The sequence below is a fragment of the Enterobacter sp. BIDMC 26 genome (genome assembly GCF_000534435.1).
Taxonomy (GTDB): Bacteria; Pseudomonadota; Gammaproteobacteria; order Enterobacterales; family Enterobacteriaceae; genus Enterobacter; species Enterobacter ludwigii.
Genome location: NZ_KI973182.1, coordinates 1211874 through 1229965 on the forward strand (window position 1 = coordinate 1211874; position 18092 = coordinate 1229965).

General features: G+C 55.6%; 18 protein-coding genes. 10 read left to right on the plus strand and 8 right to left on the minus strand.

Features of this window, described 5'->3' with window-relative positions; translation table 11 throughout:
• Positions 1-10: 10 nt before the first annotated feature.
• Both L462_RS17500 and L462_RS17495 read right to left on the minus strand, forming a co-directional pair.
• On the minus strand, positions 11-1456 hold the full coding sequence (locus L462_RS17500; RefSeq protein WP_032678036.1) for a M20 family metallopeptidase: 1446 nt from the start codon (positions 1454-1456) through the stop codon (positions 11-13).
• On the minus strand, positions 1456-2766 hold the full coding sequence (locus L462_RS17495; protein WP_032678038.1) for a M20 family metallo-hydrolase: 1311 nt from the start codon (positions 2764-2766) through the stop codon (positions 1456-1458). The genes L462_RS17500 and L462_RS17495 overlap by 1 nt, the downstream gene beginning before the upstream one ends.
• Positions 2767-2941: 175 nt before the next feature.
• On the opposite strand from L462_RS17495, the gene L462_RS17490 reads away from it, so the two are divergent.
• Both L462_RS17490 and smrA read left to right on the plus strand, forming a co-directional pair.
• Positions 2942-3853 (plus strand): LysR family transcriptional regulator, encoded by a 912-nt coding sequence (locus L462_RS17490; protein ID WP_014169834.1) that lies wholly within the window; start codon positions 2942-2944, stop codon positions 3851-3853.
• A gap of 355 nt (positions 3854-4208) precedes the next feature.
• The gene (smrA, locus tag L462_RS17485; protein ID WP_032678039.1) at positions 4209-4772 is read left to right on the plus strand and encodes a DNA endonuclease SmrA; all 564 of its coding nucleotides are present in this window, start codon (positions 4209-4211) and stop codon (positions 4770-4772) included.
• Between the two features lie 37 nt (positions 4773-4809).
• On the opposite strand, the gene L462_RS17480 is transcribed toward smrA, so the two are convergent.
• Positions 4810-6471 (minus strand): methyl-accepting chemotaxis citrate transducer, encoded by a 1662-nt coding sequence (locus L462_RS17480; protein ID WP_014169836.1) that lies wholly within the window; start codon positions 6469-6471, stop codon positions 4810-4812.
• Positions 6472-6615: 144 nt separating this feature from the next.
• Here L462_RS17480 and L462_RS17475 point away from each other — a divergent pair, with 144 nt between their 5' ends.
• From L462_RS17475 to umuC, 3 genes are all read left to right on the plus strand, one after another.
• Positions 6616-7482 (plus strand): aldo/keto reductase family oxidoreductase, encoded by an 867-nt coding sequence (locus tag L462_RS17475; protein ID WP_032678040.1) that lies wholly within the window; start codon positions 6616-6618, stop codon positions 7480-7482.
• A 233-nt stretch (positions 7483-7715) separates the two neighbouring features.
• On the plus strand, positions 7716-8150 hold the full coding sequence (umuD, locus tag L462_RS17470; RefSeq protein ID WP_014169838.1) for a translesion error-prone DNA polymerase V autoproteolytic subunit: 435 nt from the start codon (positions 7716-7718) through the stop codon (positions 8148-8150).
• A complete protein-coding gene (umuC, locus tag L462_RS17465) occupies positions 8134-9396 on the plus strand; it encodes a translesion error-prone DNA polymerase V subunit UmuC (RefSeq protein ID WP_032678041.1) in 1263 nt (420 codons plus the stop codon). The genes umuD and umuC overlap by 17 nt, the downstream gene beginning before the upstream one ends.
• A 7-nt stretch (positions 9397-9403) precedes the next feature.
• On the opposite strand, the gene L462_RS17460 is transcribed toward umuC, so the two are convergent.
• Entirely contained in the window at positions 9404-10285 is an 882-nt protein-coding gene (locus L462_RS17460; protein ID WP_032678042.1) for a LysR family transcriptional regulator, read from the minus strand.
• Between the two features lie 97 nt (positions 10286-10382).
• On the opposite strand from L462_RS17460, the gene L462_RS17455 reads away from it, so the two are divergent.
• Positions 10383-11438, plus strand: a complete 1056-nt coding sequence (locus L462_RS17455) for an SDR family oxidoreductase (RefSeq protein ID WP_032678043.1) — start codon at positions 10383-10385, stop codon at positions 11436-11438.
• Positions 11439-11504: 66 nt separating this feature from the next.
• Here the strand turns inward: L462_RS17455 and L462_RS17450 are convergent, their stop codons facing one another.
• On the minus strand, positions 11505-13013 hold the full coding sequence (locus L462_RS17450; protein ID WP_032678044.1) for an aminotransferase-like domain-containing protein: 1509 nt from the start codon (positions 13011-13013) through the stop codon (positions 11505-11507).
• 36 nt (positions 13014-13049) lie between these two features.
• On the opposite strand from L462_RS17450, the gene L462_RS17445 reads away from it, so the two are divergent.
• Entirely contained in the window at positions 13050-13817 is a 768-nt protein-coding gene (locus L462_RS17445) for an arylamine N-acetyltransferase family protein (RefSeq protein WP_032678045.1), read from the plus strand.
• A gap of 120 nt (positions 13818-13937) precedes the next feature.
• Here the strand turns inward: L462_RS17445 and L462_RS17440 are convergent, their stop codons facing one another.
• Both L462_RS17440 and yajD read right to left on the minus strand, forming a co-directional pair.
• A complete protein-coding gene (locus L462_RS17440; protein WP_032678046.1) occupies positions 13938-14207 on the minus strand; it encodes a hypothetical protein in 270 nt (89 codons plus the stop codon).
• A 56-nt stretch (positions 14208-14263) separates the two neighbouring features.
• Positions 14264-14611 (minus strand): HNH nuclease YajD, encoded by a 348-nt coding sequence (gene yajD, locus L462_RS17435; RefSeq protein WP_014169845.1) that lies wholly within the window; start codon positions 14609-14611, stop codon positions 14264-14266.
• Between the two features lie 178 nt (positions 14612-14789).
• Between yajD and L462_RS17430 the strand changes: the two genes are divergently transcribed.
• The gene (locus tag L462_RS17430; protein WP_014169846.1) at positions 14790-15815 is read left to right on the plus strand and encodes an LLM class flavin-dependent oxidoreductase; all 1026 of its coding nucleotides are present in this window, start codon (positions 14790-14792) and stop codon (positions 15813-15815) included.
• 96 nt (positions 15816-15911) lie between these two features.
• Here the strand turns inward: L462_RS17430 and L462_RS17425 are convergent, their stop codons facing one another.
• A complete protein-coding gene (locus L462_RS17425) occupies positions 15912-16955 on the minus strand; it encodes an AI-2E family transporter (protein ID WP_014169847.1) in 1044 nt (347 codons plus the stop codon).
• Positions 16956-17376: 421 nt separating this feature from the next.
• On the opposite strand from L462_RS17425, the gene mdtJ reads away from it, so the two are divergent.
• On the plus strand, positions 17377-17739 hold the full coding sequence (mdtJ, locus tag L462_RS17420; RefSeq protein ID WP_025204323.1) for a multidrug/spermidine efflux SMR transporter subunit MdtJ: 363 nt from the start codon (positions 17377-17379) through the stop codon (positions 17737-17739).
• On the plus strand, positions 17726-18055 hold the full coding sequence (gene mdtI, locus L462_RS17415) for a multidrug/spermidine efflux SMR transporter subunit MdtI (RefSeq protein WP_014169849.1): 330 nt from the start codon (positions 17726-17728) through the stop codon (positions 18053-18055). Before mdtJ ends, mdtI begins: the two co-directional genes overlap by 14 nt.
• Positions 18056-18092 lie beyond the last annotated feature (37 nt).

Below are 18092 nucleotides of genomic sequence, written 5' to 3' on the forward strand. Positions count from 1 at the left end.
TTGTGTTTTATTATTTTAAAGGTGACGGTGTCACGCCTGACGGAATCGGACACACGTACGGTTTTTCGGTGATTTGTTGTTCGAACTCTTCCCGGCATTGTTGCAGCAGCGTTGCATCCTGGAGCAGATTTAGCGCGGTTGCGCCCACCACTTTTCCGGCCAGCAGCATGCCCTTATGAGCAATCGAGGTTCGCCCCTGAGCCACGAGTTGCCAGGTATGCAAAGGCGTTCCGATGGTAAAGCAGGGGCTGAAACACTGTGCCACCGGCATTTTCCAGCTGACATCGCCCACATCGGTTGACCCGGCCAGTACGTTATCGGTAATGGCGTAAGGTGCGACCTCATCTGTCAGTAACATCTCCTGCTGACGGCGCGCAAAAGCGTTACCGGCTTCTCCCCCCGTCGCGGCAATGTTCTTCAGGCTGTTTTGCAGGTCATTTGGCGTTAGCGTGGCACGAATATCCTGCGCAAACTGGCGCTCCTCTTCCGTCCACTCTGGCGTGCCGTAATGCTGCAGGGCGCGATACATCGCCGCTTCGAGCGTGCGATTGGGCAGGTAGCTGGAGCAGGCTTTATCAAAGCGACACGCAACGGTGGTTTCGGTCATCATTGCCGCGCCCTGAGCGATTTTCTCGATACGTTCGTAGATCTGCTGCGCATCGGCCATTTCCGGCGCGCGGATCAGATACAGCACTTCAGCCTGCGCCTGCACCACGTTGGGTGAGATTCCACCGGTATCGGTGATAGCGTAATGAACGCGCGCTTTCTCAATGATGTGTTCGTTGAGAAAATTGGTGCCGGTGGTCATCAGCGTTACGGCATCCAGCGCGCTACGCCCCAGATGTGGCGAGTTAGCAGCATGTGCCGCCACGCCGTGAAACCGCCAGGCGGCCTGAATATTGGCCAGCGTGCTGACGTTAAACATGCCGGCAAATGCTTCAGGGTGCCAGGTGACGGCGGCATCAACGTCATCAAACAAACCTTCGCGCACCATAAAGGTTTTCCCTGAACCACCTTCTTCACCAGGACAGCCGTAGAAACGCACGGTGCCGCTCCCCCCGTGCTGCTCCAGCCAGCTTTTCACCGCAATGGCACCCGCCAGCGCTGCCGTTCCCAGCAAATTGTGGCCACAGCCGTGGCCGTTGGCACCCGGCGTGGCGGACTGTGCCGTCGCGCAATGTGCCTGCTGGCTCAATCCGGCCAGAGCATCATATTCCCCCAGCAGGGCGATAACGGGTTTACCGCTGCCGAAGCTGGCGATAAAGGCATTCGGAATCCCGCCGGCTTCACGGGTCAGGGTGAAACCTTCCGCTTCCAGCGCGCCGGCAATCCGTTCCGCGGACCAGAACTCTTCAAAACGCGTTTCAGGGTGATCCCAGATGTCGTCGGCAATGCCGGTTAACAGCTGACATCGCGTGTCGATGGCATCGGCAATAAAAGCGTAGTTCTCCTGCATTACACACCTCGCGTCCACGGGAAATTAAGCGCAGTGCGCGCCAGCGTTTCGATAGCGAGGTTCATGACCTGCTCATCGAAATCAAATTTTTCATTGTGATGACCTGCGCTTAACTCGGTACCGAACACCATATACGACGCCATTCCGCCGTTCTGCTGCACGCGGGCCATCATCAGCGTCGCGTCTTCGGAACCTGCGGGGGCGTTGACTCTGTCAATGGCCTGCACCACACCGGTAACCTGACTTGCCTGCTGGCGCAGATAATCTACCCAGGCCGGTGTAGGGGCACTGGCGGTGGCGGCGCCCATCAGACGCATCTCGACGCTCACGCCGTAGAGTGCCGCCGCACCGGTAATCACGGCCTGCGCGCGTTCAAAGACGTACTGGTTAATGGATTCGCTTACGCCGCGGGTTTCAACCCTGAGCAGGGCGTTAGCTGGCACGACGTTGCGTCCGCTGCCGGCCTGCATCACGCCGACATTCACCCGCGATGCACCTTCGCTGTGTGGGGCAATGCTGTGAAGCGCGATAGCGGCCTGAGCTGCGGCGAGCAGGGCATTACGGCCGTCCTCCGGTTTACCGCCGGCGTGTGCGGCAACCCCGGTAAAATGCGCATCGAACTTGGTGGTGGCCATAAAGTTATCGCTGCCGCAAATCACCACACCGGCGGGCACACCGGTGCCAATGTGAATCGCGGTGAAGTAGTCCACGTCGTCGAGCGCCCCGGCGGCCACCATGGCGCGAGCGCCTCGGGTGCCTTCCTCGGCAGGCTGGAAGATCAGTTTGATGGTGCCATTGAGTTGCGATTCATTCTGCTTAAGCATGTGCGCCAGCCCCAGACCAATGGTGGTGTGGCCATCGTGGCCGCAGGCGTGCATCATCCCCGGGTTGCAGGAGGCAAACCCGTCGCGGAACGGGCGATGGCTGTCATCGAGTGCTTCGCTTAAATCCAGCGCGTCCATATCCACGCGAAACGCCAGCGTCGGGCCTGGCCGGCCGGTATTCAGGGTCGCCACAATGCCGGTAAATCCCCCTTCAAACGGGGCCAGCCATTTCTCTGGTGCGCCTTGCGCCCGGGCGCGGGCAAACTCTCGCGCCAGCGTGGCGTCATCGGGTAATCCCATACGGCTTTCGGCGTCCACCACGTCGCGGCCCATCGCCAGCGAATAACCCAGCTGGTCTAAGATTTCCGCGACTTTCGCCGCCGTGCGAAATTCGAGCCATCCGGACTCCGCGAAATGGTGAAAATCGCGACGCCATGCGCTCAGTTGTGGGGCTAATGTCTGGATGTACTGCGCCAGTGATTCCATATCTCTTCCTGTCATCATTAAAATATGTGAACTGCTTCACGCTGTGATAGTTTTTACTTATCACTAACCGTTTTTTCACAGTTTTAACCGTTCAGGAATTACCCTCGCACATCCATTTCCATTAAAGTAGATGACAGTTTCTTTACTCTGATAAACAACGGTTATCGGTCGGGCTATGTCATTTCAGATTAAATTTCATCAAATCCGGGCGTTTGTTGAAGTCGCGCGTCAGGGCAGTATCCGCGGTGCCAGCAGGACGCTTAATCTTTCGCAACCGGCGCTGACCAAATCGATCAAAGAGCTGGAAGAGGGGATGGCGGCGCAGCTGTTTGTGCGCAGGAGTAAAGGCGTCGCATTGACCGAATGTGGGGAAGGGTTTTACTCGCGCGCCAGGCTGATTCTGGAAGAGTTACGCGCGGCGCAGGATGATATCCGCCAGCGCCAGGGGGAACTGGCCGGGCAGATTAACATTGGAATGGGAGCCAGTATTTCGCGAAGCCTTATGCCCGCGGTGATCACCCGCTTTCATGCACAACATCCGCAGGTAAAAGTCCGGATTATGGAAGGGCAACTGGTGTCGATGATCAATGAATTACGCCAGGGCGAGCTGGATTTCACCATCAACACCTATTATCAGGGGCCGTACGATCATGAGTTTACGTTTGAAAAATTGTTTGAAAAGCCTTTCGCCGTATTTTGTCGGGAAGGGCATCCGGCGACGGGCGCGACATCCATTACCGAATTGCTGAATTATAACTGGACAATGCCGACGCCACGCGGGAGTTATTATAAGCAATTAGAAGATGTGTTTACTCATCGCTCGCAAATACCGCGCATTGACGTTGTTTGCGAAACGTTTTCTTCCTGCATTAGTCTTGTTGCACAAAGTGATTTTTTAAGTATCCTGCCAAAGGAACTGGGCTGTGACCCGCTGCTGGCGCACCGTCTGGTTATGCTGCCCGTTGTCGAATCGCTACCTAAAGCGGCCTATTATTTAATTCAGCGTCGTGATTCTCGTCAGACACCCCTGACCGAATCGTTAATTACGCAATTCAGAAGAGAGGCGCGGAAAATAGTATCGGAGTGAAGTGGGGAGTAAAATAAAAAAACAGAGCCTGTCCGACATCAGACAGACCCTACAACACACAGCAGTGCTTCCCTTCGCAGATCCTGAATGTTATATCCGTGAAGCAGGTTTATTTAATTATAACAGCCCACCCTCAAAAAGATATGTTTTAGCATCATTGATTCCACATTTTTTTAACCTAAACTTTCTGTTTTATGTGTGCTGAAATTTAAGTTAAGTCGCGTTTAACTTTTGCGAAGAAATAATTTTTATATTCATCAGGTTAATATTTATGCCCTCATCCTGGGGTAGCGGTTATTGAGGCCCATGCCTGGCGCAGGTATAGTACAGGCTCAGATGTAGCGGGAGGATGTCCATGAACCCTGACGACAAATCACTTTTTCTTGACGCCATGGAGGGTATCCAGCCCCTGAAGCGCTGCACGGATATTCACTGGCAGCCGAGCCGCAACACGCGAACGCGTCAGGAGATTGATACCGAGCAACTGGATAACTTCCTGACCCTGGGCTTCCTGGAACTTCTGCCCCTGGAGGAGCCGCTGGCGTTCAGACGGGAAGGGGTGCAACAGGGCGTTATTGGTAAGCTCCGCTCGGGTAAATATTCCCGCCAGGCCAGCTTAAATCTGTTACGCCAGCCCGCCGAGCGTTGCCGGCAGATGCTGTTTTCCTTTATCCGCCAGGCTGGGCGCGATGGATTACGTAACCTGGTGATCATTCATGGAAAAGGGCGGGAGCAGAACGCCCACCCCAACGTGGTACGCAGCTATCTGGCGCGCTGGTTAACCGAGTTCGAGGAAGTGCAGGCCTTTTGCGTGGCGCTGCCGCATCACGGCGGCAGCGGAGCATGCTATGTTTCGCTACGAAAGTCTGACGAAGCGAAACAGGAGAACTGGGAACGGCACGCTAAGCGCAGCCGTTAAGCGCTTCTGGCGGGCGAGACGTTCGCCCGCCTGTCACTCAGAAGGTTTCCCAGTTGCTGTCGGTGGCGGTGTTGGCCGTTGCCGGGCGTAACAGCTGTGGGGTTTTCACCGTGGCTGGGCGGGGCGCGGTGGCTTTTTCCTTTCCGTTCAGGCGAAACGCTGCCACAGCCTGGCGCAGTTGTTCCGACTGATCTTCCAGGGCCGCCGCCGCCGTGGCGGATTGCTGTACCAGCGCGGCGTTTTGCTGTGTGACGCTGTCCATCTGCGAAACCGCCAGGCTCACCTGTTCAATGCCGCGGCTCTGTTCATCGGACGCCGACGAAATCTCGCCCATGATATCGGTCACGCGGGTCACGGCAGCGACAATCTCCTTCATGGTTGCGCCCGCTTCGCTGACCTGCTCTGAACCGGTATTCACCCGGCTGACGGAGTTCTCAATCAGCCCTTTGATCTCTTTCGCCGCCTGCGCACTGCGGCTGGCCAGCGTGCGGACTTCACCTGCGACGACCGCAAAGCCACGACCTTGCTCCCCGGCACGCGCAGCTTCCACCGCCGCGTTAAGCGCCAGAATGTTTGTCTGGAAGGCAATGCTGTCAATCACGCCGGTAATGTGCGCAATTTGCTGCGAGCTGTCGGCGATTTCGGTCATGGTACGGACAACGTTATCCACCACGTGACCGCCACGGGCCGCCGTTTCTGAAGCGTTCTTCGCCAGTAGCGTAGCCTGACGGGCGTTGTCGGAGTTCTGTTTAACCGTTGCGGTAAGCTCTTCCATGCTGGCAGCCGTCTCCTCCAGCGAAGCCGCCTGTTGCTCGGTGCGGGCAGACAGATCGTTGCTTCCGGCGGCAATTTCACCTGCGCCTGTGTAAATGGAGTCGGTGCTACCACGCACGGCGCTGACGGTGGTCACCAGCGACTGCTGCATCTCATGCAGACCCGCCGCCAGTTGGCCCATCTCATTGCGGCCAGACAGGGCGATATCCTGCGTCAGATCGCCGCCCGCAATGGCGCGAATATGGTTCATAATCATGTGGAGCGGTTTTAACAGCAGGTGTTGTAAACCCTGCCAGATCACCACCAGTACCGCGATAACGGCCAGGAAGATCGCTGCCAGCGTCCATTGCATCTGGGTAAAGCTGCTCTGGTTCTCTTCGGTTGCGGCTTTCAGCAGGGTGTTGTTTTCGGCGCGCCAGCGGTTATAAACCCCTTCCATATCGTCCTGGGCCTGTTGGGCATCCAGATCGCCATAGGCCTGGTAGTTGTCGGCACGCAGATACGCAATGGAGAGACGCATCACTTCATGCATCTGGCTCCATGATTTCTGCATTTCGTCGGTTAATGCCGCGTTCTGGCCGTTAACCTGCGGCATTTTCTGCCACTCTTTGTTATAGGCTTCAGCTTTAGCCAGAGAATCAGCCGCGGTGCCAAGCAGTTTGTTGATCGCCGCAAGGGACGCCGGGTCGCGCTGGTTTTTCAGGTAGCGGATCGCCACGCGGGTGACGGTGACGCGCGTTTTGATCAGCGTGTTCACGCTGTCGCTCAGGCTCTCCTGCTGGGCATTGAGCACCCCGGAGTTCTGGAAGTTATGGCGGTCGTTGCTGACGGCAGAGTAGAACAACCCTCCCGTGACAACTTGCAACAGACAGAATATGGTGAGAGCAAAGATAATACCGGTAATCACGTGCAGATTTTTCAGCATAGCGGTCGTCCGTTAGAGAAGATGCAGGGTTACACAAATACTATCGTCGTAGAGAAATTAAACTTTAATTTAACTCGCGCTTAACTACGGGGTCTGTTAAGGAACTCGTTGTAAATCCGGATCATTTTTATGAGGAAGGTCGACATGAGCAGCATTGATAAAAGCGGGACGTACGCACTTGGGTCGCGGACGGTTAAACGGCTTGGCTATGGCGCGATGCAGCTTGCCGGGCCGGGCGTGTTTGGTCCTCCAAAGGACAAAAATGCTGCGCTGAATGTGCTCCGCGAAGCGGTGGCTGCTGGGGTGAATCACATTGATACCAGCGATTTTTACGGGCCGCATATCACCAACCAACTGATCCGCGAGGCGCTTCATCCGTACCGCGACGATCTGACGCTCGTCACCAAGATCGGTGCCCGTCGCGGCAGTGATGCCTCCTGGCTGCCGGCCTTCTCCGCGCAGGAACTGACGCAGGCGGTACATGACAACCTGCGTAATCTGCAGCTGGATGTGCTGGACGTGGTTAATCTGCGCATCATGTTCAGCGCACACGGGCCAGCAGAAGGCTCAATTGCTGAACCTCTCGCCACGCTGGCCGAGTTACAACAGCAAGGTTTGGTGCGCCATATTGGCCTGAGCAACGTCACGGCCACCCAGGTTGCGGAAGCGCAGAAGATGGTGCAGGTGGTGTGTGTGCAGAACATGTACAACATCGTGAACCGTGGCGATGATGCGCTGGTGGATTCGCTGGCGCAGCAGGGGATTGCGTATGTGCCGTTCTTCCCGCTGGGCGGTTTTACACCCCTGCAATCATCCGGGCTGCAGGCGGTCGCTGATTCGCTGGGCGTAACGGCAATGCAGGTCGCGCTGGCGTGGTTGCTGCAACGTTCGCCGAACATCCTGCTGATCCCCGGCACCTCCTCCGTGGCGCATCTGCGACAAAATCTTGCGGCGGCGGAGCTGGTGCTCCCGGCTGACGCGCTGGAAACGCTCAATTCGCTGGCGGATTAAGCCAGACAGGCATAAGCCCAAAGCAGTGCTTTGGGCTTTTTTGTCCCTCTTGAAACCTGAATGTCGCTGCCGCAGGCGTTATCTGGCTATTCTTTCGCCGATGCGCAGGATACGGCTGAATTAAATCCGCTCACACTTCAATGCGTTTGGGGTGACCTCCGTAAAGGACCTTGATCCTTGTCCATAATCCGTAATACTGTATTTATACACAGTATCTGGCGAGAAAGGCATTTATGGACACTCTCTTTTCTTATTATCCAAAGCAACCTCTTGAATTACCGTTATTTGTAGAACGCGTAGCGTGTGGTTTTCCAAGCCCGGCGCAGGATTATGTGGAAGATCGTCTCGATCTTAACCGCCTGGCCGTCAGGCATCCCAGCGCGACCTACTTTGTGAAGGTGAGCGGAGACTCGATGATCGGCGTTGGGATCGGCGATGGCGATCTGCTGGTCGTCGATCGTTCGTTAAACGCCGTGCACGGGGATATTGTGGTGGCATCCGTCGCGGGTGAGTTTACGGTCAAAGAGCTGCAGACCCGCCCGATCCTGAGGTTAGTGCCGCATAACGTTCGCTATCAGCCGATCACGTTTCAGTCCGAAGAGGAACTGCAGATCTTCGGTGTTGTCACCCACACACTCAAAACGCATAAACATGTTCGCGCTGGTTGATGTGAACAGCTTTTATGCCTCCTGCGAGACGGTGTTTCGGCCCGATCTGCGGGGCAAACCCGTGGTGGTGGTCTCCAATAACGACGGCTGCATTATTTCGCTGTCGCGGGAGGCAAAGCAGTTCGATATAAAAATGGGCGAGCCGTATTTCAAATTCAAAGAGAAGCGCTTTCCCGCGCGGGTTTACGTCTTTAGCTCGAACTATGCGCTTTACGCCGATCTCAGCAGCCGGGTGATGCAGACGCTGACCGACTTCGCCCCGGCCATAGAGATTTACTCCATTGATGAGGCGTTTGTGAACGTTGCTGGCGTCAGCAACTGCATGGCGCTGGAGGCGTTTGGTCATCATATGCGCACGCAGGTGTTTAAAAATACGGGATTAACCGTTGGCGTAGGCATTGCCCCCACGAAAACGCTGGCGAAGCTGGCCAACTATGCGGCAAAGCGGTGGAACAGCACGGGAGGCGTAGTGGATTTATCGGATCGCGAGCGGCAGCGTAAACTGCTGGCGCGCGTACCGGTAGAGGAGGTGTGGGGCGTCGGGCGCCGCATTACCAAAAAACTTAATGCGATGGGCGTCACCACGGCGCTGGATCTGGCACAAGCTTCCTCGTGGGTCATCCGCAAACATTTTAACGTTGTCCTGGAGCGCACGGCACGCGAGCTGCGCGGCGAGCCCTGTCTTGATCTGGAAGAGTTCACGCCCACGAAGCAGCAGATTATCTGTAGCCGCTCGTTTGGACACCGTATTACGCAATACGAGGAGATGCACCAGGCCATTTGCGCCTACGCTGAACGGGCTGCGGAAAAGCTGCGCAGCGAGCATCAATATTGTCGCTTTATCAGCGTGTTTTTGCGTACCAGCCCGCATGCGGACAACGAGGTTTATTACGGCAATCAGGCGTCTGTCACCCTGATGACGCCCACCAATGACTCGCGCGATATCATCCGTGCCGCCACCGATGCGCTGGGGCGCATATGGCTTGACGGTTATCGCTACATGAAAGCGGGGGTGATGCTGGCGGACTTTTTCAGTAGCGGCGTCGCCCAGCTGAATTTATTTGACGATAACCGTTTGCGCGCCAACAGCGCGGCGCTGATGGCGCTGATCGACAGCGTGAATCATTCCGGGAAAGGGAAGATATGGTTCGCCGGGCAGGGGATTGAGAAATCCTGGGCGATGAAGCGCGAGATGTTATCACCGGCTTATACGACGCGGTACGCGGATTTGCCGGTAGCGAAGTAGACGCCGGTTATTTGGCAAGCGTCGGCAGGATTTGTTCGATCACCTGTATCACGCTTCTGACGCGTTGTGGGATAAAGCGGGCGTCGGGGTAGACGGCATAGAGATACCGGTCAGGTAACCGCCAGGCCGGTAATACCGGCACCAGCGTGCCGGCTTGCAACGCCTTTGCCGCAAGCGGCAGCTGCATGCCGCCAATCCCGATGCCTGACTCCAGCGCCTGTAACAGGGCGTCACTGGTGTTGGCACGAAAAACGGTATGCACTTTCACGTCAATTGTTTCCTCACCGGCGATCAACCGTAGAGGCGCATCCCGCGGGATGCCGCTAAATCGCACATGGGGATGTGCAGCCAGTTCGCTGACGGAGTGTACCGCCTGAAAGCCGGGAGCAGCGAACAGCGCGGTTTCAATCCGCATCAGCAGACGTGCCGCATGCGATTGTGGAGGTTCAGCGCTAAGGCGTAGCGCGACATCCACCCCTTCGCTCACCAGGTCGGCAATGCGGTCATCCAGGGACAGCGTCAGGTGCAACGCCGGATGCAGGCGCTGAAGCGCCAGCAGAGGGGGCAAAACGATCTGCCCCAGACCGCTTGGCAACTGAACATGGACGCTGCCCTGAAACTGATGATCGGCAGGGTTCAACCGTCTCTCCGCTTCCTGCATGGCATCCAGCAAAAGCTGCATATCACGGCGATAACGTTCACCCTGCTCGGTGAGCTTCATCATTCGCGTTGTCCGATGCAGTAATACCACCCCGAGCTCCTGTTCCAGGGCGGCAATCTGCTGGCTGACGGCAGACTGCTTCATTCCGCTCTGGCGAGCGGCTGCCGAAAAGGAACCCGCTTCTGCGACGCGCAGAAAGGTGGAAATGGCGTTGAGCTTATTGTTCATTTAATGTTTTTTCTTATAAGTGCCATCGAATTCAGGGGATATGTAGGGAAAAAATAATATATCACACTGTGTCTGTCACCCTAACTGGAGAAACACCGTGAATAAGATGCAGCCACAAAACGTCGCGCTGGTCGCTGGCGCCAGCGGGATCGTAGGCAGACAGCTCGTCAAAACGCTCCTGGACAACAAATGGCAGGTGATTGGCCTGAGCCGCCATGCCTTATCCCATCCTGATGCTATTTCGCTGATCAACGTTGATTTACTGGATGCGGAGGATAGCGCCAGGGCTTTGCAAGCCGCTGGCGAGATCACCCATATTTTTTACAGCGCCTGGATGAATGCCGGGAGCTGGACGGAAATGGTTGAACCGAACGTCACGATGTTGCGCAACCTGGTCAGCAATATTGAAAAAACGGCACCTTTGCAGACGGTAAGCCTGATGCAGGGATACAAAGTGTATGGCGCGCACCTGGGACCGTTCAAAACCCCGGCACGCGAAAGCGATCCGGGCGTACCCGGGGCAGAATTTAACGCCGCTCAGCTCGCGTGGCTCCGTGATTTTCAGCGGGGAAAACGCTGGCACTGGAATGCCATCAGGCCAGGCGTGGTGGGCAGTTCGGTGCCAGGCAATACCATGAACCTTGCGCTGAGCATCGCACTGTATGCGTCCCTGTGTAAGGCTCTGGGTTTACCTCTGCGTTTTCCCGGTTCGGAACAGACCTGGCACAGCATTGTTGATCATACTGACGCCGGATTGCTGGCGGAGGCAACGCTGTGGGCAGCCACATCACGTAGGGCTAACAACCAGGCTTTCAACGTGAATAATGGGGACATCTGGCGCTGGAGCGAGCTGTGGCCGCGCATCGCACGCTGGTTTGAACTGGACTCTGCGCCGCCGGTCAGATTGTCATTCCATCAGTTGTTTAAGGATTATCGTGCGTTATGGCGCGACATTGCCGGGGAGCGGTTGGTGGAGGCGGATATTTTGCAGCTGAACGACGGGCATTTTGCCGATTTTGTCTTTAGCTGGAATTACGACATGTTTGGCGACGGCAGTAAGCTCCGCCGGACAGGGTTCACGCGAATGCAGGCAACCGATGAGATGTTTTTCAGCCTGTTCTCGCAGCTAAGAGCGGCACGTATTATTCCGTAAAAAAAGGGGAGTGCGTTTCTGACGGCAGTAAAAAACGCGAACCCGGATGCAGGGAGTAAAGAGCGCTCAATGCTCACTTTCTGGAATAAGGCCAGAGGAGCTGGCCAGTTCATGACAAAGCGCGCCAATCCGATCCACCGCATTCAGCAGGAGGGGCGTGGGTTCGTTGGCACAATTTAATCGCAGGAAATTCGTTAAGTGTGCGCGGGGGGAAAACAGCGGCCCGGGGCTAACGCCAATGTTCAGTGTCAGCGCGCGGCGGTGCACCTCCAGTGCATTCACCTGGTGTGGAAGTTCAACCCACAACAGGAAACCGGCAGCCGGCACGTTAACGCGCGTGCCGGGAGGGAAGCTTGCCTTGACGCGCGCAATGACGGCACCAATCCCCTCCGCGATGCGCCGCTTTAGCCGCCGCAGATGACGATCGTAGTCGCCACTGGCCAGGATTTCGCTCGTTGCGGCTTCAAACAGCGGCGCGCCTGCCCAGTCTCCGGCCATACGCGCCTGCAGGACCTGGGCGTGGTAACGTCCGGGCGCAATCCAGCCGATGCGCCATCCGGGCGCAAGCGTTTTAGACAATGAACTGCAGTAAATGACATTCCCGCTCTGGTCGAACGCTTTACAGGCCGGAGGACGTTGCCCTTCGCCGACCAGGTCGCCATAAACATCGTCCTCAATTAACGGGATGCCTGCATCTTCCAGCAGGGCAACCAGTTCCTGCTTGCGGGGGACGGACATACTGGCACCCAGCGGATTTTGCACGGTGGGTGAGGCCAGAACGGCCGCTGGATGATGGCACCGAATAGCATCGGCGAGCGGCGCCAGCAACAACCCTTCTTGAGGATCGGTTGGGATCTCCAGCGCCTTCAGGCCCAAATCTTCCAGCAGCAACAGCGTACCGAAATAGGCGGGTTGTTCTATCGCCACCACGTCGCCAGGCTGGCACACAGCCCGCAACGCCAGACGCAGCGCCTGCGTCGCGCCAGCGGTGATGATGAGATCCTCTGCACCAAAACGGCCACCCCATTGCGCTGCCCGGGCGGCAATCTTACTGCGCAAATCAACCCGTCCCGGAGGCAGGCTATAGCTTTGCCCACGCGCTTCCAGACGTCGACCTGCAGACTGCAGCGCACGTTGCAGGGTATCGCCTGGTAGCCACGCGGGGTCGGGCAAGGCAGCCCCCAGCGGTACCAGTCGGGCTTCTGCACTACTGAATAACGATCGGGCGACGGCTGACATTGTCACAGGCACGGGGCCGGGCAGGGAACGCGTGGGCTGCACGCATCGGGACTGGCGGGTCTGACGGACGTAGTAGCCCGAACGCGGACGCGCAACGATCAGGCCTTCGGCCTCAAGGCAGCGTAGTGCTTCCAGTGCCGTCGGGAGACTGACCTGTTCGCGCTCGGCCAGTTTACGTGCAGAGATCATCCGGTCGCCGATTTGCAACGCGCCTGAAGCCAGCGTAAGACGCAGCATCTCAGCAATCCGACGGTAATGGGGGGACGGGGCGGCCATGGGGATCTGTGCAGTCAAATTTTCGATAAAACTGACTATACAGCCAATGAAGTGCCCCATCTATAGTGTCCGGCATGTTCCAGACAAGGAGGCACTATGCACAGCGACAATTTCGATATTTCTGCCTATTTCAGGCGCATAAACTATACCGGTCCGGCGGCTGCCGATACTGCAACCCTGCATGCGCTTATGCGCCATCAGCTCTTTTCGATACCCTTTGAAAATGGGGATGTACAGGCGGGTAAAGTCGTTTCGCTGGTACCCGAAGACATTGCCGATAAGCTGTTGAGGCAGAAGCGCGGCGGCTATTGCTATGAGGTGAATGGGCTATTTGCGATGGCGCTGGAGGCATTGGGTATTCGCTGGCATTTTGTCGCGGCGCGCCCGATGTTCTACCCGGTGCGTCGGCCTAAAACCCATATGGCACTCATTGCTGAGATTGACGGTCGTCAGTGGCTTTGTGACCTTGGATTCGGTAGCTACGGCATCCGTGCGCCGATGGCGTTAGACATGCTTGATACGGATATCCGGCAGGATTTCGACACGTTCCGGCTGACCCGTAACGCGGAGGGTGAGTATCTGCTTCAGGCACGGGTGGAGGGAAAATGGGCCAGTCAGTACGGCTTTGACCTTTCTCCTCAGGAGTGGATTGATTTTGTGCCTGCCAACTACCTTAACTCCACGCACCCGGACGCCATTTTTGTGCAGAAGCTGCTGGTCGTACAGCATCACCCGGAAGGGCGTCAGATTTTGCTGGGTAACGTGCTGAAAACGATCACCGCGCAGGGCGTGGAAACGCAACAGCTGGCAGAAGATGACATTGCCTTTGTACTGAAAAATTGTTTTGCGCTGACGGTTGAGTGATCCGCAGGGGGACGCTGGACTGTAACGAGTCTGCACATGCGCCCCCGGCTTATCATCGACAATGCGGACTGTTAAATACAGAGGCTACCTGAGACGTCTTCAGGGCAGAAACCGTATCCGCTACGTAAAAAGCGTCGTAATAATCGACCCTATAATATACAGGGAAAGGATGCCCTGGATGCTACTTAAAGCCCACCGCAAATAGCGCCAGTGGTAGCGTTCTCTGGCATTGGCCTCGGCAATGGGGCCGGTAGCGTCAGGGGCTTCTTTTCTGAAGCGCTGCAGGGTTTGATGACACCACCACACCAGCAGTAATACCAGCACGGTTTTCGTGAGCAGTGAGCCATAAGCATTGAAAAAAACGTCCCAGTAGCAACGGAGTGTATCCATATCCTTTTACCTGTAACTGTGAGGCCCATATGACGAAGAGGGGCAATATTAGGGAATTATTTTTTCTTATTCATCATCGCTTTTAGATCGGCAAACGGGTTGAAAGTGGCCACGCCCATGTCTTTTTGCGCGTCTTCACCCGCGACAACGGTAGTACCGTACTGATCTGCTTCGGTGTATTTCGAGTGTTCATGGTCGTGGCAAAACAGGCACAACAGCTCCCAGTTGCTGCCATCTTCCGGGTTATTAGTATGATCGTGATCGATATGGTGAACCGTTAGCTCGCGCAGGTTTGAATAGACGAACTCGCGTGAGCAGCGTCCACAGACCCAGGGATAGATTTTTAATGCCTTTTCACGGTAGCCACTTTCCAGTCGCGCGTAGTTTTTAGGGATCAGAGCCATTGCCGGTTTTACCTGCCAGGGAAAAAGAAAGACGCACTATATCTCATTATGGGGCGTGATTGCGATCCGCTCAATTCAGTCAATTTATTTGAATTATTCCGTTAAATAAAGGGCATTTATTCTCCCCGGGTAATGCGTAAAGTAGAGATAACGCAAAGCATCATCAGGATATCTCGTTATGAAAAAGATCGGCTTTTTGTCATTTGGTCACTGGACACCGTCACCTCAGTCCGGCACGCGTTCCGCGGCGGACACCCTGTTGCAATCCATCGACCTGGCCGTCGCCGCTGAAGAGCTGGGCGCAGATGGTGCCTATTTCCGTGTGCATCATTTTGCCCGTCAACTCAGCTCTCCGTTCCCCTTACTGGCGGCGATCGGTGCGAAAACGAAAAGCATCGAAATCGGTACTGGCGTGATCGATATGCGCTATGAAAATCCGATGTACATGGCGGAAGATGCGGGCGCGGCGGATTTAATCTCCGGCGGACGTTTGCAACTGGGGATCAGCCGGGGCTCTCCGGAGCAGGTCATTGATGGCTGGCGTCATTTTGGTTATGTCCCGCAGGAAGGGGAAAACGAATCAGATATGGCGCGCCGACACACCGAGGTACTGCTTGAGGTGCTGCGCGGAGAAGGGTTTGCAAAACCAAACCCACAACCCATGTTCCCAAATCCACCGGGACTGCTGCGCCTGGAGCCACATTCCGAAGGTTTACGTGAGCGCATCTGGTGGGGCGCAGGGTCGAACGCGACAGCGGTATGGGCTGCAAAACTGGGGATGAACCTGCAAAGCTCAACCCTGAAAGATGATGAAACCGGTGAGCCATTCCATATTCAGCAGGCAAAACAGATCCGCGCCTACCGACAGGCCTGGGCGGAAGCCGGGCATACTCGTCAGCCGCGCGTCTCGGTCAGCCGCAGTATTTTCGCGCTGATGGACGATCGTGACCGCATGTACTTCGGCGCAAGCCGGAACGACAGCGATAGTGTGGGTTACCTTGATGAGAAAACGCGCGCCATTTTCGGACGCAGCTATGCCGCTGAGCCTGAAAAGCTGATTGAGCAGTTGAAACAGGACGAAGCGATTGCCGAAGCGGACACCTTATTGCTCACCGTGCCGAACCAGCTCGGAGTGGATTACAACGCGCATGTTATCGAATCCATTCTGAAGCATGTTGCACCGGCAATGGGATGGCGCGAATAGCCATTTTGTTGTGCGCCGGGCGCCGCGCACGAAGGCCGTAACGCCTGCCTGTCTCGTCACCCCCGGTAAGGGGGACGAGGCAGGCATCTGCGGAGGTTATTCGACTGGCTTATGGCTCATATCGCTCAGCAGCACGGCAATACTTTGCCCGCCCGCCGTCTGTTCGAGGCCAATCTTCACAATGATGGTCAGCGGAACGGAGAGCAACATGCCGACCGGGCCGAGCAGCCATCCCCAAAAGATAAGGGACAGAAATACCACCAGCGTGGACAATCCCAGACCACGCCCCATCATGCGTGGCTCAAGAATGTTCCCGAACACCAGGTTAATCACCAGATACCCGGCCAGCAGAATCAGCGCATCATAGAACCCACTGAACACCAGCACCTGCAGAATAGGGGGGATAGCGGCCAGCACCGAACCGATGTTGGGGATATAGTTGAGCGCAAAGGCCAGTAATCCCCAGACGAACGCAAACCGGACATCCAGCGCCATCAGCATTCCCCAGACCACGGCCCCGGTGACCAGGCTAATGGCGGTTTTCAGGACCAGATAGCGGGAGACGCTATCCAGCGCGCGTTGAATCGCCCCCATGCCTTCAACCGGACGGACCATTATTTGCTGCAGTTTTGCGGGCAGTTGCGGCACTTCCAGCAGCATGAACACCACCGTTAAAAAGAGCAGGAAAATCGAGGTCATGGCGTTAGAGAGCTGCGCCAGCAGGCCGGTGACGAGGGTCATGGCGGCATTCGGATCAATGTACTTCAGCAACTCCTCAACGGACACTTCGATTCCCGCACGCTGCAGCCAGGGTTCAAGCTGCAACAGCGGTATCGCCAGCGACGAGCGGTATTTCGGTAACGTTCGCGTCAGTTCATTCAGGGAGGTGCCGAGATAAGCGACCAGCAGCACCATGGCAATAATAATGATGCTGATAAGCATCGTGATTGCCAGCACGCGCGGGATGCGGAACCGCGTCATGCGCTGTATGAGCGGGTTAAGGATCACCGCAATAAACAGGGCCAGAATAAAAGGCACGATGATGTCGGCGGCAAAACGGACGCCCGTCAGTATGATCACCAGCATGCCCAGCATGATGACAATTTTTAGCCCGTTCAGGGTAATGATGGGTTTAGCCATGGGGGTTCCTGAATAATATTTTTATTTATAATAAAGGCGAAACCCGTTTCAATAAACTAACCAAAATCAAACGGGATGGGTAAAGAATTGAAAAGACTTTGAGTAAAAGCCTTACTTATGGTACAAATTTGGCGTGTTCAACTACCGAGGACAATTTTCATCCGCAAAGACGAGAAGCAACAACGCGGATAATTGTAATTTTATGGACAATTTGTTCAGGACGTATTCTTCAAACAACACCGCTGTATTTTTCACTTCCTTCTGCCTTCTTTCTGGTGAGCAACACTGGCGCAACGCGCTATAGTCACATCTTCTGCCTGAGCTGGCGCTACGCGCTTAGCTGTCTGATTTAATTTCATATTTTTGGGTTTGCTGCACGCAGCAGGCCACGATGGATTATATTCTCAAGCAGGAGAAAAACATGTTTTACTGGATTTTATTAGCCCTTGCTATTATCGCTGAAATTACCGGCACGTTGTCGATGAAATGGGCAAGCGTCAGCGATGGCAATACCGGCTTTATTTTAATGCTGGTGATGATTTCACTTTCCTATATTTTCCTGTCGTTTGCAGTGAAGAAAATTGCGCTGGGTGTGGCCTATGCACTGTGGGAAGGGATCGGTATTTTGTTGATCACCCTGTTCAGCGTCTTATTATTTGACGAAACATTATCAACAATGAAGATTGCCGGGTTAACGACGCTGGTAGCAGGTATCGTGCTGATTAAATCGGGTACACGCAAACCGACTAAGCAGCCGAAGGAGCAGACCCATGCAGCAGTTTGAATGGATCCACGCGGCCTGGTTGGGGTTTGCCATCGTGCTGGAGATTTTAGCGAACGTCCTGCTAAAATTCTCTGACGGTTTTCGTCGTAAAATTTACGGACTGTTGTCGATTGCCGCCGTACTGGGGGCGTTCAGCGCCCTGTCACAGGCGGTGAAGGGTATCGATCTGTCCGTGGCCTATGCGCTGTGGGGCGGGTTTGGTATTGCCGCCACCCTGGCAGCCGGCTGGGTGCTGTTCGGTCAGCGTTTAAATAACAAAGGTTGGATTGGACTGATATTGCTGCTTGCTGGCATGATCATGATAAAACTCGCCTGATACACGTTAAGCCATTATTTACAGGCAGCGAAATTCG